Source organism: Streptomyces sp. NBC_00829 (assembly GCF_045161795.1).
GTDB lineage: Bacteria > Actinomycetota > Actinomycetes > Streptomycetales > Streptomycetaceae > Streptomyces.
Genome location: NZ_CP108867.1, coordinates 6,968,956 through 6,984,351 on the forward strand (window position 1 = coordinate 6,968,956; position 15,396 = coordinate 6,984,351).

A 15,396-nucleotide genomic window follows, 5' to 3' on the forward strand; every position below is an offset into this window, starting at 1 on the left:
TGACGGTGACGGGTCAACGGCCGTAGGCCCTCAGAGCCGTAATGCTGCGTTCGAATCACCCGGAAGGGGCGAGCCACCCCTGAGGGGGATTGCCCCGCACCGCTCAGACGCCCCGCAGTCCGTGCCGCCTGCGCCATGCGAACACGGCCGCGCCCAGACCGGTCAGCACGATGAATCCCATGGCGACGAGGAACGCCGCAGACGTCGGTGAGCCCGCGCGGCTCCCGGCGACCACATACGCCGCAGTGTTCGGGATCGAGCCGAGACCAGTCGCCAGCAGAAAGGGCACACAGCCCATGCGGGAGACGGCGGCACAGTAGTTGGCCGCGGCGAACGGCACACCCGGGAAGAGCCGCAGCGCCAGCATCGAGCGGAATCCGTGCCTGCTCAGCTGGGAGTCCGCCGCCGTCAGCCAGCGTCCCCGCAGCAGCGGTCGCAGGGCGCCCTGCCCGAGCAGCCGTCCCAGCGCGAAGGAGATCCCCGCGCCCAGCACCGTACCGGCGAGTGCGGAGACGAGACCGGCCTGTGAGCCGAAGAGCGCGCCCGCCGCCAGATTCAGCAGCGGTCGCGGAACGAGGGCCGCGGTGCACGCCCCGTACGCGACCGCGAACGTCACCACGGCCGCCGTCCCGCTCAGCTCCGGCGGCCAGCCCGCCGACAGCAGCCGCTGCGGCTCGTAGACCAGTACCGTCACAGCCGCCGCGGCCAGCATCGCCACCAGCAGCGACAACCGTGACCAGGGCGAGAACAGCACCCGGGTGCAGCGCACGGCGAGGCCCGAAGTCGGCCTGGGGACGGGGTCGAACATCCGGGGAGACTAACCGACAAAGCGATGTGATCGCCGTAATGTGAGCGTCATGCCCCCGGCCAGGACCCCCGCGGTCCCGCACAGCGATCTCGCCGACACCGTCATGGCGCGGCTCACGACCGCCTATCCCAGCGGCGCGGACGCGGACCGGGCCGCGGGGATGGCGGCCTATATGAAGGGCATCGCGCCCTTCATCGGGCTCTACGCGACCACCCGCCGTCAGCTGTCCCGGAACGTCCTCGACGGCACGCGCCGCCCCGACGAGGCCGACTGCACGGCGATCGCCCTGCGCTGCTGGGAACGGCCCGAGCGGGAGTACCGCTACTTCGCCGCCGACTATCTGCGCCGGCACGTGAGGCGCTGCTCGTCCGGGTTTCTGCCCGTCGTGCGCCACCTCGTGGTCACCGACTCCTGGTGGGACACCGTGGACGCACTCGCCGCGCACGTCGTCGGCCCGCTCGTGAGCGCCGATCCGCGGCTGAAGTCCCGGATGGACACCTGGATCGGGGACGACGATCCGTGGGTCGCGCGCACCGCGCTCCTCCACCAGCTCCGCTACAAGCACGCGACCGACACACAGCGGCTCTTCGCCTACTGCCTGCGACGGGCCGACCACCCCGACTTCTTCATCCGCAAGGCCATCGGCTGGTGCCTTCGTGAGTACGCCAAGACCGATCCGGACGCAGGGCGATTGCAAAGTCCTTTGATCGGGCGTCGGTGCAGGTCAGTTGAGGCCGAGGAGGGCCAGCGGCCGCTCGTAGGGGCGGAGGGCTGTGGTGCGGAGTCCGGCGGCGATGTTGGTGTGGCCGGCGTCGCGGAGTTGGTTGATGGCGAAGCTGCGGAGGGTGGCCATGTTCTCCGGGCTGTGCCCGGTGCGGATCTTGGAGGCGTCCTCGCGGAAGGCGGTGTCCCTGACGAAGTGGAGCCTGTTTTCGATCACCCAGTGTGCTCTCAAGATCGTTGCGATCCGTTCGGGGGATGCCTGACGGCTGGTCAGGTCAGTGATCACGTAGACGGTCTCGCGGCTCTGCTTGCCGGTCCTGGTGTCGGTGCGGTGGCGGACGACCCTGGCGACCTGGGCGGCGTGGGGGAAGTCGACGCCGAGGTAGGTGACGGTCAGGGCCTGCACGACCCGGGTCTCTTTGCGGCCGTGGCCGGTGGTGCGGTCGTAGAACTTCGCCGTCGCCTCCTGCCAGGGCAGGGTCCGCAGTTGCTCGTAGAGGTTCTTCTGGTTCCGCTTCACGGTGAAGGCGTAGTGCGCCTTCTTGACGTCGACGAGGAAGCGGGCGTGTTCGCGCTGGGTGTGCAGGGCATCGCCGGTCACGGTGACGCCTTGCAGGTCATAGGGGTCCAGGAGAGCGGCGAAGCACGTGATCTCGTTCGTCTTCTCGGGGACCCTGAGCTGGGTGACGGTCATCCCGGTGCCGGTCATCGCGGCGAGCAGGTGCGCGGCCGGGGTGGCGCCGAGGCGCGAGCCGCGGGCGCTCTTGCCGTCGATCGCGAGGGTGGCGGTGCCGGCCGGGTCGTGGCCGAGGAGGTCGGCCAGGCCGCCGGGGCAGGTGTCCTTGATGACCCGGCGGACCGTCGCGCCGCTGGGCGGGATACGCACGGCCAGGGCGGTCGCGGTGCGGGCACCGAGCCTGGCCAGGACGTCCTGCGGGGCCTCGGCCGCCCACTCGCTGATCGCCACGAAACTCCTCGCGCCGGTCACCACGGCGGAGCAGGCGATCAGCAGTACTGCCACGAAGGGGTGACGCTTCCCCCGCCGGCACCGCGGATCGGCCAGTGCCCGCAGCCGTGTCGCCAGCGGGCCGATCGCACGGTGCTGACGGGTGGGCGACTTGACCAGACAGACGGTGGCAGACTGACGGCACATCGAAGCTCCGTTGTGGGACGGCGACTTGGGAAGGTCACCTCCACAACGGAGCTTCGTTGCGTCCGGTCGCGCACCCGACCAGCATCGTCATACCGCCGTGACCTGCACATCCGAGAGATCACCACGACTTTGCAATCGCCCTGGATCCGGACGCCGTCCGCGACTTCGTCACGGCCAACCGCGACCGGCTTTCCCCGCTGTCCGTCCGCGAAGCGTCCAAGCACCTGTGATCCGCTGAACTTCCGTACGCGGAAAACCATTCGACGCGGACCCGGCCGTGGGCGATCATCGTCGACATGTTCCGGTACGCCTTCCTCGCAGCGCGGTCCGCAGTCGCGGACGCGCCGAAGGCTGCCGCATTCCCCGCAGCAGCCGATCCCGCCGCTGCCGCAGCGCCCCTCGACGGCGCCCGAAGCTGACTCTTCCCGGATCGTCCGGCGGACCCCGCAGGGGGAGGGTCGGCAAGGCCCAGGGGTCCCGTCACGCTTCGATCTCCGAGGAAGAAAGCCATGCCCAAGACGGCATACGTGCGCACCAAGCCGCACCTCAACATCGGCACCATGGGCCATGTCGACCACGGCAAGACCACTCTGACCGCCGCCATCACCAAGGTCCTCAGCGAGCGCGGGACCGGCACCTTCGTGCCGTTCGACCGCATCGACCGTGCCCCCGAGGAGGCGCTGCGCGGGATCACCATCAACATGGTGGCTTCCGCGCTGGTCGGCAGCCGAGTAGGACTGTCCGCTTGTGCGGCGGTAGTTGATTCCGTACTGAGTGCGGACGGGCACGCCTGCCACTTCCACGTACCGCCGACGCGACCCGTAGTGAAGGCAGTCATGGGCGTACGCACGCAGTAGATCGAGATGGGCCAGCGCGGGGCGCTCGGGATTCCGCCGTTCCATGGGCCCGTACATCGTGATGACTGCCACCATTTGAAGGTGTCGATATCCCTGGTCCGGGTGGTGGAATCCGCCGAAGGCACCGGTACGCGTGGATTCGCAGCCGACCAACACGCGCTCAAGCGGCAACATCTTCGTCAGCCCGTACCCGGCGTACCGGCGGGTGGCGATTTCGACGCCAGCACGGAAAGGCGTGGTGTCGATGCCGTCGGCCTCCCACCCGCTGAGCGTTTCCGAGAGGGGCCGGAAAACGTGGGCGGGGTGCTTTCCGGTGAGCGATGACACGTCGGCGCGGGTGGCTGCCAGTGCCGCCATTGCCTTAGCGCCGGTTACGGACTCGTTCGGGGCGAGTTCCGTTAAGACGGGGTGTCCGACTTGATGAGTTGGACATGGGACTCTTGCATCCCCTCCGGGAGCGCATCCGGGCTGAACCATTTCGCCTCCAGGATCTCGAAGCCGTCGAGCTTGAGAGTTCCACCCACGTGAAGAGCTTCGTACGCGATTTCCACGCGGAGCTTGTAGCCGCTGGTCACCTGTACCAGCCGCCCCGGAACGACTTCAAGGCCGGTTTCTTCCCGAACCTCGCGAACAATGGTCTTCGGGAATTCCTCGCTCTTGATTGCGTAGCCGGTCGGAAGTCCCCATGGTCGGTCGGCGGGCCACATGCGGTGCTTGAGGAGAAGAACTTGCCCTTCTTCGTTCCGCACCACGCCCGTCACGCCAATCATGAATTTGGCGTGAGCGAACCACAGGACGCGCCATTGCAGAGGGCCGCGAATGAGTTTCCACATTCGGGCAATGATTCGCTTCATACGCACCCTTTCTATAGGGCAAGCGCATCCAACGCTTGCGATGCTGACTCAACCTATGCCGTGGGGTGCGGGTCACGCCCAGGCTTCTACGGACCCGCCCCCGCCGGGATTTCGAATCGAGTACGGGGGAGCCTCGAATTCGGCTACGCCCGGCAGAGGCGGGGGATCAGGGGCGGGACACCGCTACGCCGATCACGAATCCGCACGATCCCGCGATGGTCGCGAGGAACAGCGGACCTGCGAAGGCGAACACGCGGTCACGTAATCGGCGCGCGACGCTCATGCGCTGCGCCAACGGGGGATGCAGTTCGGGCACTCCTCGGGGTGGAACGGCGACGGGGGATGCGTCAGGCCGGGGAGGTAGACGACTCCCGAGACCACGTCCAGCGCCCCGCCGTACTGTGTCCACCAACCGGCCGGAGAGCCCGCGTACGGCCCGTCGGGGTCGTCTATGAGGCCTGACTAGCTCAGAGTCCGGGAGGGGCCGCGTAGGGCGCTCCCGTCGCTTCGCGGGGGCCGTGGTCATCGGTGGTCCGCTGAGAGGTGCCGAGCCATACGGACGTGGCAGTCAGTCACACGGCTGCCGTCGCCGTTCGCCTGCGCCCGGTCGCGCTCTACGGCGATGTTGTCGCAGTGCGAGCATCCCGGTACCGGTTTGGGCTCCTTGGGGTCTACGGGCTTCTTTTGCGTCGTCTGCGTGTGGTCCATCGTCGTCCCCTCGCGTGGATCGATGACGACCACAATGGGACGGCGCATCAGTCGCTGTCTGTGGCACTTTGACTACCCGACAGCGCAAAGTGCCACAGCGACTACAGGGGCAGGCCCACCACGTCGGCCATGGTTCGCATCTCCCCCGTCAGAGTCCGCCGCCCCCGCATCACCCGCCCGAGGATGTCTCGGGCGTACCGCTGATTCGGCAGCCACTCAGGACTACCGGCGTGGATCTGCTCCAACTTGCCGAATGCTTCGCCGTAGTTGCCTGTCTTGGCGTAAGCGTCGGCTACGTCGAGCAGGTGCCGGTTTCGGTTGTTGGACGTGGGCTTGAGGCTGAACACCGGGACACGCTCAGCGATGCGTAGCACCATGTCAGGCCGATCGATCACCCCAGCGTTCTCTGCGGCTTTGAGCTTGACCGTGGTCGGGCCGAACGTCCGCAGAAAGTCGTTCTCTGGGGCGTGCTCCCGCCCAAGTGCGACGGCCGCAGCGGTGGCGAGCCTCAGCGCGTCTTCGGCCTCTCCGGGCTGCGAGTTGCGCACGGCCGCAGCAGACACCCGCAGCAGCATCCAGCCCCACGACGACAGCTCAGCGGGGGTCGCACGGGACATGCGCGGTTCGATCTCGTCTGACCACTTCACCGCCAGGTCATACGCCTTGCTCAACTGCCCTTGCCGCAGCAGCAGCCAGCACAGCGTGTTGACCGTGGCGGCACCCTCCATGCGGTCCGCCGCGTCGTCTAGGGCGCGCTCCAAGGCGGTCTCAGCGGCTCGGAATTGCCGGGTCTGCACCATGAGCCACCCGGCGAGCTGCAAGAGCCGTACGCGGACGCTTCGCCCCTCGGGCCCCAGCGCTTCGGCGTCCCGCAGCAACGGGGGCAACATCACCGACAAGGCCGTGAAGTGGTCTCCAGAGAAGAGCGGTTCCGTCTCGCGTAGCGCTGCCCGAACGCCCCCCACGGTCGGCGGCTCATCGTCCAGGCCGGTAACGACGGCCGGCGGCAGTTCCAGGGCGCTCCTGACGGCCTTCCACCGGTCCACGGTCCCAGCGTCAGGGTCTTCCTCGTTGGGGCCCCCAGCAAGCTGCATGGTGGGCACCCTGAGTGTCCGTGCCAACTTGCGTAGTGTCTCAAGCCTTGCGGTCTCCCTCTCGCCTTGTTCGAGCTTGCGGATGGTTGAGAGGGACACCCCCGACGCATCGGCCAACTCACGCTGAGACAGTCCGCGACGCTTGCGGACTTCCTTCACCCTCTGCCCAGCAGTCCTCATGCATCGAGCGTACGACGCAAGGGTGCCGCCTGGACGGGATACGCCGCCGCTCCGTCCACGCGGGTTCTGGCCTCTCTTGCGCTCAGCGCTTGGACGACTGCTAGAAGGCCGATGAAGATCTTGTTGAGAGGCTGTCCGGTCGTAGGCTGGGCGGTCCTTTGGTCTATGCGGTGGCCGGGTTGATCGTCCAGGTGTTGCCTGTGCGGGTGAGTCCGAGGTTGATCAGTCGGCGGAGGTTGAGGGCGGCTGCTCGGGTGTGGAGCCAGGCGTCGTTGGCGATGGTGCCGCGGTAGCGGAGTTTGCGGTTGCCGTGTTGGACGAGCCAGGCGACGGCGCGTTCGACCGGTGGTCTCCAGCGGCGGTAGTCGGCTTGCCAGTCGGGGTCGGAGGCGGCCTGGCGGCGGGCGGCTGCGAGCAGGTCGTGGTGCGGGCGGATGGTCAGGATGCGGCCGGCCTTGGCCTTGGTGCACCGCTCGCGCAGGGGACATCCAGTGCATAGGTTCCCGAAGGCCGCCTTGCGCTGGTTGTGCTGTCCGCCGGGGTGCGACAGGGCGACGGTGTGTCCAGCGGGGCAGGTCACCGTGGCGGCGGCGGTGTCGATGGCAAAGTCGTCCAGAGTGAAGCCGCCGGGGACGGCCGCCCGTAGCGGAGCGGGTTTGAGGAATAGCCGGTGCCCTGCCTCTGCAAGGGTCTGGCGGGCCTCGCCGGTGGAGTAGGCGGTGTCACCGAAGGCGTCCACCGGGGTGTCCTCGTCGGTGAGGAGCTCAAGACCCACAGCGGCCTCGTGGTGCTCGGGCCCGGCGCCGGGCCGCAGGGCGACGGCGGTGTATAACCCGGTCTCGGGCTCGATGGCCAGGTGGGCCTTGTATCCGTCCTGCTGGTGGGTGCGGGTCTTGTGGATGTGCCGGGCCTCGGGGTCGACGGTGGAGACCATCCGGCCTGGGGCAGTGCCCCGGGTGATGCGCCAGCGCCCGTCGCGGCCGTCGGAGTCCTCGGCAGGTTCGACGTCTTGCCCGGCGACCAGGGCCAGGATGCCCACCGCGTTCGCGGCTTTCTCGCCCAGCTCCTGCTCGGGCAGGTGCCCGAGCAGCCTGAGCGCGTCACCGACCAGGGCGTCGACGAGGGCGGCGCGGGCCTGCTCGTCATTCCAGGCGATCCTTGGTTTGCCCGGGTCGCTGTAGTCATGCGCGGTGCACTGCACGGCTGCCACCCGGTCAGCTCCCGGGACCTCCCGGATTACCGCGCGGACGGCGGCGATGATCTGGGTGACGGTGTCCTGTGTGGCGACCGCGTCGTCCAGAACGGTGGAGTCCAGCGCCCGCCGGTGCTTGCCCTTGAGGACCCCGGTGGCCTGCACTACCTCGCGCACGGCCTCAAAGACCCGGTTCGGGCGGGCGGAACGGCCCAGGCGGCGGAAGTAGGCCAGCAGCGACGGGTCGAACGCCATATCGTGCAGGCCCAGCCCGCACGCAGCCTTCCATCGCAGGTCACACCGTAGTTCCTGGACCGTCTCGAAGTCCGACAACCCATGCAGGGCCTGCAACGTGATCGCCGCGGCCAGGATCTGCGGCGGCATGCTGGGCCGCCCGTTCGCCGACGGGTACATGTCCGCGAACGTCTCCGCCGGGAACAGCGCACCACGATGCTCGGCCAGGAATGCGAACACACTCCCGGCCGGGATCAACTCCCGGCAGGTCTCCCACACATCCGGCCCGACCATCTCCCCGGCCCATTCCCCCATCACCACGAAACGAGTCTGGCCCCGCCGCTCACGCGGCGGGGCCAGAACCCCAAGATCTTCATGAGTCTTCTAGGCCATGTCTCCCCGATCATGAGCGGAGCCAGATGATGATGGCTGCGAAGGTGACGGTGCCAAGGAAGACGTAACCGCGTTTGTCATAGCGGGTAGCCACGGCGCGGAAGCCTTTGAGCTTGTTGATCGCCCGCTCGACGACGTTGCGTTTCTTGTATCGCTCCTTGTCGAAGCCGGGAGGGCGGCCTCCGCGCGAGCCGAGCTTGACGCGGTTTGCTGCCTGGTCGGCCTTCTCCGGGATCACATGCCGGATGCCCCGTTTCCGCAGGTAGGCCCGCGTTCGCCGGTTGCTGTACGCCTTACGGCCTCGGGGGAAATTGAGATCTGGGTGTGCTGGCCTGGCGGTTCGGCTGGGGGGTGATCAGCAGGCAGCGTCGCGGACGAGGACGAGCTCGGTGCTCGCCTGTCGGCGGGTGGCCCGCTGGGCGGATCGGTCGGAGACGAGGCCGGCGATCGCGAGGTGGGTCTCGGCGTAGGTGTCGCGCCGTCCGGTGAACCGGCGCAGGGGCGCCCACTGGCGGAGCTCGGCGTTGGTGTGCTCGACGCAGATCCGGGCCGAGGACTGGCGGCGCCTGGCCTCCTGCCAGGCGTACTTGTCGCCGTCGCACGCCTCGTCCGCGGGCTTCTTCGGCGGTGCGCTGACCTGGTCGGGGAACTCCTTGGCCAGCCCCTGGTACCCGGAGTCGACCCGGGCCTTGACCATGGGACGGGTCCGGAACTGCTCGGCGATGCCCTCGGTGCGTAGGGCGGTCTGATCGTGCATGCGGCCCGGCCGGACCGCGCCGGACAGCAGCATGCGGCCCTGGCCGTCGCTGAACGTGGTGGTCTTGATGGTGTTCTGCCTGCGCTTGCCGGAGACGAACGCCCGGCGGCCCGGGCGTCCCGCCTGAGGGCGGCGGACCTGGGTCTCGGCCCCGTCCATCCGCAGCTCGACGCCCTCGGCCTCGGCATAGGCGAAGACGTCCTCCAGGGTCTTCAGCCGCAGTCCCGCCCGGTCGGGTACGGCGAACCCGCGGGCCGCGAGGAGCGGACGGACCTCACGGATGGCCTCGGAGACGGTGGAGCGGTCCACGGCGAAGAGTTCGGCGAGGACCGCGTGCGGCAACTGGTGGCGCAGATGGACCAGGGTGACCAGCAACCGTTCGAAGAAGACCAGCTTCGGCTTGCGCCCAGCCCCTTCCGCCCGCCGGCGCGGGCCACCCCGTGCCGCACGCAACGCGGACTGGCGGGCCGCTTCCCACGGCCTGGCGAGTTCGGCGAACAACTCGCCGAAATGTGCGCGGGAGACACCGGACAGGGCAGGATGGGAACAGACCGCACGGGCCCAGGTCAGCTTCACAACTCACCCAACCCGTGCGGTCCTTCTCATGTCACGGCCCGACCGGGGCGATCACTATTTCCCCCAAGGCCGTTATCGGCGCTCACGCTGTCGGGTCGGGTGCGCGGGCGCCCGGTGCCGATCCTGTGGACGCGGATCTTGTCCATGACCGGCTCGAACTGGGTGCAGTCAGCCCGCTGCCCGGGTGTGACCAGCAGGGACAGCGGGCGGCACCTGCCGTCGGCACTCAGGTGGACCTTGGTGGTGAACCCGCCGCGGGAGCGGCCCAGGGCCTCGCCTGCCGCACCACCTCCGCCAGGTGGCCGGCCAGGCCCGTCCACGCCGGATCGATCTGGTGTTCCGCCACTGCCGCCCCCTTTGAGGACGCCGGCGGAGGGGCTGTGCGGGCCCCGGCTGCGTGCTGGTGGGCGCGCATCACCGTGGAATCGACCGAGATGGCCCAGTCGATGGTGCTCTTGGCGTCCGCGACGGCCTGGACCTGCTGGAGAAGTCGTTCCCAGGTTCCGTCGGCCGACCACTGCAGGTGTCTCTTATGGACGGTCTTCCACAGGCCGAACCGCTCGGGAAGGTCACGCCACTGCACGCCGGTCCGCACCCGGTGCAGGACCCCGTTGATCACCTGCCGGTGGTCCCGCCATCTGCCACAACGTCTGTTACTTACCGGCAGGAGCGGCTCCAGCCGCTTCCACTCACCGTCGGTCAGATCCCCACGACCAGTCATATCAAGCTAACGAGTCACATGATCGGAGAGGCGTGGCTCGGGGCAGGGCACGTGGCACCCGAAACGATAGATGCTGTGCAGACAAGGAGTCCCTGATGAACGATCTGCGACCGCGCCGACCGCGACCTGCCAGCACCCGGATGCATCAGTGGCGTTCGCCGGCCTGGGACGCCCTGTTGCGTAGGGTGACCGCAGAGCCGGGCAGGCGAGTGAACCGGCCCCGGCCCCGGACGCGAGAAGGGTCGTGCGGTGGGCGAGGCTGAGCAAGGGGACGTTGCGAACGGCGGTAAGCCGGACGTGGCAGCGGGCCCGGTCAAGCAGTCGGGCGCCCGCAGGTGGCTGCACATTCTCGGCGCTGTCGTGGTGGCGATCGTGCTGCCGGTCGCGGTGGCCGGGATCGTTGCCGGGCAACTGGGTGCCCGGGCTGTGTTCCTCGGACTGCTCCTCGGCGTTGTCGGGGCGAAGCTGGGCGGAACCCGTCGCATGCTGTACCTCGCCCCCGCGGCGGGGGTCGCGGTCGGCCTGGGCGCGTTCACCGCCTATGGCTGGTGGTGGGTGGCGCTCCTCGCGGTGACCGGTGCCGTCGTGGGGGCGGGGATCGGCTTCGGCTGGTTCCCGCCGCTGCTGATGCTCGCCTTCGCTGCCACGTTCGCGGCACCGACGCCGTCCGGCACCGACGCGCTGATCTCCGGCATCATGGCCGCCCTCGGTGTGGGCTACGGCATCGTGATCGCCCACCGCTTCGGCACCGCCCCCGTCGTCGAAGGCGACCGCCTGCCCGCCGGGGTGGCCGCCGTGGTGGCGCTCGTGTTCGGCGTCGCCCTCGGTGCCGGGGCCGCACTCGGCGTCGGGCTCGGGTGGACCGAACCGTACTGGGTGCCGGAGCCGATCATCATCCTCGCGCTGTACATCGTCATGGGAAAACGCGACCGGATCCGGGGCAAGGCCATCGGCACCGCAGTCGGTATCGCCGCCGCCCTGCCCGTGGCGATCCTCGCCCCGTCCGTCTGGGTCACCTCGGCTATCGCCACCGCCGCGTTCATCGCCGCTCTCACTCAGGCCGACAAGTACTGGCTGATGTACGGCCTCTACACCTTTGCCCTCGTCCTCGCACTTGCCTCCCCCGGCCAGGTCGCCGTCGAGGCCGAGCACCGGGGCTTCGAGATCCTCGCCGGCGTCGCCATCCTCGTCATCGGCCTCGCCGTCGTCCACGCCATCGGCAACCGCCTCCTACGGCAAAGCCCACAACCCGAACTCACAACCGGCAATCACAGCATCTGACGGCCAGCCACACCTCGCTCACTCCTCCCAGGCAGCGGTCACTTTCGCCGCCATCATGGTCCGCTCATGATCGGGGAGACATGGCCTAGACCCGTACAGGGAGGAAGCTGCTATACGCCTTGCGGTCCCCAAGGACCCGCTTTCGGGGCACTCCCCACCCCTTAACTAGGTCGTTCTCACCCCGCCATTTTGATGTTTCCCCAGGTCAGCGACAAATGTGGGCGGGGGAACGGCGTCACACCGAGGGTGCGCGCGCGGAGCTTGAGCCGGGATCGCCAGCTCAGGTATCCGGTGAACTTCCGCAACGCCCTGCCCCTGGTGCGGTGAAACGGTGATTGGAACCCACTTTTCGTTTTCCCTATAGGTTTCTTATGGGATACCGAAAACAAGGTACGAACCACCGTTTCACCGCACGTTTCCCGCTGAGGGGGTCAGTCGGTCTCGTTCAGCGCCCGATACAGCGTCGCGCGGGACACGCCAACCGCCTTGGCAATGGCCGTGACGCTCTCACCCTTGGCGCGGCGCGCCCTGGCCGCAGCGAGCTTGTCAGCGTCCATCACAGCCGGACGGCCACCCGTACGCCCCTGAGCCCTAGCAGCGTCCAGACCCGCCCGTGTCCGCTCAACGATCATGTCTCGCTCCAGCTCGGCGAAGGCGACCATCATCGTGAAGAAGAACTTGCCCTCACCCTTGGGCGAGTAGCTACCAGCCAGCGTCCCAGTCAGGATGCGCAGGCTGATCCCTCGGGCGTGCAAGTCCTCAGCGATGGTCAGGACGTCTTTGGTGGAGCGCCCCAACCGGTCGAGCTTCCACACGCACAGCGTGTCCCCCTCGCGCATGTAGTCGAGAGCGGCTGTCAGGCCCGCGCGGTCGGCGTTCTTGCCCGATGCCTTGTCCTCGAAGACCCGAGAGCACCCGGCGTCGCTCAGCGCGTCCGCCTGGAGCTGCGCATCCTGCGCGTTGGTGCTGACTCGCTTGTAGCCGATCAGGGTTCCGGTGCTCGCGTTCGTCGTCATGCAGGAATCGTCTCAGAACTCGTCTCAGAACGCCAGGGGCTTCAGGCACGTTTTGAGACGGGTTTTGAACGCCAATGCAGCCCCCGGGGGAGCATCAGCGGCGTGTCTCACAAACCATCGTTTGATAGACGCCCCGCCAACCGTCACGCACAGCAACCCCCGCGCAATCAGCGCCAGTTGCGACACGACACGTCCGCCTCGCAGGTGCTCGCTCCTCCGCGAAAACGCCCGGTTGATCCCTGCGAGAGTTTTCTCTCCCAGACGCGCATGCCAGGAAGAGGCAGGGGGCACCTCCCTGGGGGTCACTCCGACAGCGCGACGCCCCGCCAACCCTCGTACCCCGACAGCTTCCGGCGCGCACCGAACCGCACATCCATCGCAGCGAACAGCGCGCGCTTACCCGTGACCGTGCCCAGCGAGCGAGCCAGAACAGGCTCCGCCGTCGCGAACGCCTCCCACACCGCAGAGGTACGCACGTGCGTGCCATACGGCGCAGCGCCCAAGTTCCGCACCCACGATGCCGGATCATTCAGCGGCGCGCGGAAGGCCTCGAACTGCGAAGCCAGGGACAGTAGTTGAGTTGCCCGCGCGTCGGATGCCGACTCGATCTCTGACGCCACACTCCGCAGATCCCGCACAAGGGAGGGCGCAGCGTGGACCGGTGCGGGGATGGCTGCAAGATCCCGGGCCAATCCCTCCGCCACGTCCGTATGCCACTGCTTGTCATCAGGGTCGATCGCATGGAAGGCGGCGAAACGCGCATCCCGCATGTGTCGCTGAACTTCCTCGCGGCGCTCCCCGTCCGATCCCGCAGCGTCCAACCCTGCCACCACGGCGCGCAGCCACTCGCCCATGCCGCGCCGGATCAGCGGCCAGTCCCGCCACTCACCGCCCGGCGTCGTCCACTGCGCCCCCGACCACACGAACGGCACCGGAACGCCCGCCCTGTCGGCGTAACCGGCCGCCGCTTCCAGCGCACTGCGTGCCGACGCATCGGCTATGTACTTACTCACCCAAAACCCCTTGACTAACCTCGCGCTTTCATGAAGCGGGCTGTCCGACGGGTGGCCAGGTAAGCGAAAAGCGCCTCTGAGCTGCAATGCCGGTGATTTAGTGCATCGGTGCAGGTGGAGCGCATACTGATGGCGGTTTTGGGTGAGCAGGTCCTGGGTTGCATGGGGAGATCCACCACGATCTGATGATGCGCCAGATGATCTCGGGACATGGCAACGGGGCTCCCGGTAGGACAGAAGATCGACCAAGATCCGACTGTCTGCAAGGGAGCCCCGTTGGGCGCTCAGTCTGTCATCGCATCTGCCTCAATCGTCATGTCGACGCCCCGGCCGGTGTCCGCTGGAAGTCCCCGAAGGCGGTTGGAACCGCAGTTCGGCGACCGGATCCGGCTCGGCGTACTCACTGAGGAGATCACCCCCGAAGTGGTCGACGAGGTACTGGAGTTGACTGGAAGGGCTGAGCGCCGCCGAAGGCTTCTGCCGGCCCGCGCGGTGGTCTACTTCGTCCTGGCCCTGTGCCTGTTCAGCAGCTCCGACAGCACTGGGCCGCCGGGGTACCGGGTGGTCCTGCGGACCCTGACCGAGAGACTGCGGCACCTGCCGGGCGGCCTCGTCCAGCGCCTGCCCACCAGTTCGGCCCTCACCAGAGCCCGCCAGCGCTTGGGAGACAAGCCGTTCCAGGCGCTCTTCGAACGCCGGTGCGGCGCCCAGGCGACACCCACGACCCCGGGAGCGTTCGCCTTCGGCCTGCGGCTCGTTGCCTGGGACGGCACCGCGCTGGACGTGCCGGACACCACCGAGAACGCTGCCGCGTTCGGATTCACCGGCCGTGACGGCACCAACAAGAGCGGAAACCCGCAGGTCAGACTGATGGCTCTGATCGAGTGCGGCACCCACGCCATCATCGACGCGGCCTTCGACTCGATCGCCAGATTCAGCGAGCACAAGCTCGCCCGCTGCCTGCTCGCCTCCCTGCGGCCCGGCATGCTGCTGCTGGCCGACCGCAATTTCGCCGGCCATGAACTGTGGGGCCTGGTCGAGGCGACCGGCTGCCACCTCGCCTGGCGGATCAAGAAGAACCTCGTCCTGCCGCCACTGTGGGTTCTGCCCGACGGCTCGTACGTGTCCGTCATGCCCACCCCCGCCGAGGGCCAGCGCCTGGGCAACGCCCGCTTCCACGGCCGCACCCCGACAGGGCTGCCCCAAGGACACCTCGTCCGCATCATCGACTACACCGTCACCGTCCGACCCCAGGACGGGCCGCCCCACGTGGAGAAGTTCCGCCTGGCGACCAGCCTGCTCGACCACCGGCAGGCGCCCGCACGGCAGTTGGCCCAGCTCTACCACCAGCGCTGGGAGATCGAGAACGGCTTCGCCGAACTCAAAAACCGGCTGCGAGGCGCCGGCTTCATCCTGCGCTCCAAGACTCCCGAGCTCATCTGTCAGGAGATCTACGCGCTTCTCACCGTCTACCAGGCACTATGCGCGCTCAAAGTCCACGCAGCCGAACAGGGCGAGGTCGATCCCGACCGGATCTCCTTCACCACGACGGTGCAACTCGCCCGGCTCACGACCGCCGGACAGACCGCAGCGAACCCGCAGGTCCTGTGCGCCGCCCGACGCGAAGTAGTCCAGGAACTCCTCAACGACCTCCTGCCCTCACGCCGCGACCGCCGCTGCCAACGACTGAAGAAACCACCGAGGAACACCTTCGAAGCCAAACGCCGGGACGAGCCCCGCCCTCCCAGCCACGTCAGCTACTCACTCAAAGTCACAGGGAACCCAGGACACCAATCCTCACCTGCAAAAACACCCTAAATCACCGGCATTGCTCTG

10 protein-coding genes and 5 pseudogenes are annotated in these 15,396 nt (G+C 68.0%); 5 read left to right on the forward strand and 10 right to left on the reverse strand.

Going from position 1 to position 15,396, the window contains the following annotated elements; translation table 11 throughout:
• Positions 1-103 precede the first annotated feature (103 nt).
• The gene (locus OG293_RS31215; protein WP_406002104.1) at positions 104-808 is read right to left on the reverse strand and encodes a TVP38/TMEM64 family protein; all 705 of its coding nucleotides are present in this window, start codon (positions 806-808) and stop codon (positions 104-106) included.
• Between the two features lie 49 nt (positions 809-857).
• On the opposite strand from OG293_RS31215, the pseudogene OG293_RS31220 reads away from it, so the two are divergent.
• Positions 858-1,499 (forward strand): annotated as a pseudogene (locus OG293_RS31220) (DNA alkylation repair protein); the annotation flags it as partial.
• Between the two features lie 33 nt (positions 1,500-1,532).
• On the opposite strand, the gene OG293_RS31225 reads toward OG293_RS31220, so the two are convergent.
• Positions 1,533-2,684 carry an ISAs1 family transposase gene (locus tag OG293_RS31225; RefSeq protein ID WP_331752099.1) on the reverse strand — a complete coding sequence of 384 codons (1,152 nt, stop codon included), beginning with the start codon at positions 2,682-2,684 and terminating at the stop codon, positions 1,533-1,535.
• 116 nt (positions 2,685-2,800) lie between these two features.
• On the opposite strand from OG293_RS31225, the pseudogene OG293_RS31230 reads away from it, so the two are divergent.
• Positions 2,801-2,914 (forward strand): annotated as a pseudogene (locus OG293_RS31230) (DNA alkylation repair protein); the annotation flags it as partial.
• 279 nt (positions 2,915-3,193) lie between these two features.
• Positions 3,194-3,388 (forward strand): annotated as a pseudogene (locus OG293_RS31235) (GTP-binding protein); the annotation flags it as partial.
• A gap of 551 nt (positions 3,389-3,939) precedes the next feature.
• On the opposite strand, the gene OG293_RS31240 reads toward OG293_RS31235, so the two are convergent.
• From OG293_RS31240 to OG293_RS31265, 6 genes and pseudogenes are all read right to left on the reverse strand, one after another.
• Positions 3,940-4,395, reverse strand: coding sequence for an NUDIX domain-containing protein (locus OG293_RS31240; protein ID WP_406002105.1), 456 nt, complete (start codon positions 4,393-4,395; stop codon positions 3,940-3,942).
• Between the two features lie 809 nt (positions 4,396-5,204).
• Positions 5,205-6,377 (reverse strand): helix-turn-helix domain-containing protein, encoded by a 1,173-nt coding sequence (locus OG293_RS31245; RefSeq protein WP_406002106.1) that lies wholly within the window; start codon positions 6,375-6,377, stop codon positions 5,205-5,207.
• 163 nt (positions 6,378-6,540) lie between these two features.
• Positions 6,541-8,118, reverse strand: a complete 1,578-nt coding sequence (locus OG293_RS31250; RefSeq protein WP_406003773.1) for an IS1182 family transposase — start codon at positions 8,116-8,118, stop codon at positions 6,541-6,543.
• An 88-nt stretch (positions 8,119-8,206) separates the two neighbouring features.
• Positions 8,207-8,497: pseudogene (locus OG293_RS31255) on the reverse strand (IS5/IS1182 family transposase); the annotation flags it as partial.
• A gap of 54 nt (positions 8,498-8,551) precedes the next feature.
• Positions 8,552-9,529, reverse strand: a complete 978-nt coding sequence (locus OG293_RS31260) for a transposase family protein (protein ID WP_331752170.1) — start codon at positions 9,527-9,529, stop codon at positions 8,552-8,554.
• Positions 9,530-9,576: 47 nt separating this feature from the next.
• Positions 9,577-10,250, reverse strand: a pseudogene (locus tag OG293_RS31265) (IS5 family transposase); the annotation flags it as partial.
• 249 nt (positions 10,251-10,499) lie between these two features.
• Here OG293_RS31265 and OG293_RS31270 point away from each other — a divergent pair.
• Positions 10,500-11,531 carry an FUSC family protein gene (locus OG293_RS31270; protein WP_406002107.1) on the forward strand — a complete coding sequence of 344 codons (1,032 nt, stop codon included), beginning with the start codon at positions 10,500-10,502 and terminating at the stop codon, positions 11,529-11,531.
• A gap of 431 nt (positions 11,532-11,962) precedes the next feature.
• Here OG293_RS31270 and OG293_RS31275 read toward each other — a convergent pair whose 3' ends face one another.
• Together OG293_RS31275 and OG293_RS31280 are read right to left on the reverse strand one after the other, a co-directional pair.
• Positions 11,963-12,547, reverse strand: coding sequence for a recombinase family protein (locus tag OG293_RS31275; RefSeq protein ID WP_406002108.1), 585 nt, complete (start codon positions 12,545-12,547; stop codon positions 11,963-11,965).
• Between the two features lie 302 nt (positions 12,548-12,849).
• Positions 12,850-13,809 (reverse strand): hypothetical protein, encoded by a 960-nt coding sequence (locus OG293_RS31280; RefSeq protein ID WP_406002109.1) that lies wholly within the window; start codon positions 13,807-13,809, stop codon positions 12,850-12,852.
• A gap of 111 nt (positions 13,810-13,920) precedes the next feature.
• Between OG293_RS31280 and OG293_RS31285 the strand changes: the two genes are divergently transcribed.
• On the forward strand, positions 13,921-15,378 hold the full coding sequence (locus tag OG293_RS31285; protein WP_331752271.1) for an IS4 family transposase: 1,458 nt from the start codon (positions 13,921-13,923) through the stop codon (positions 15,376-15,378).
• Positions 15,379-15,396: the final 18 nt, after the last annotated feature.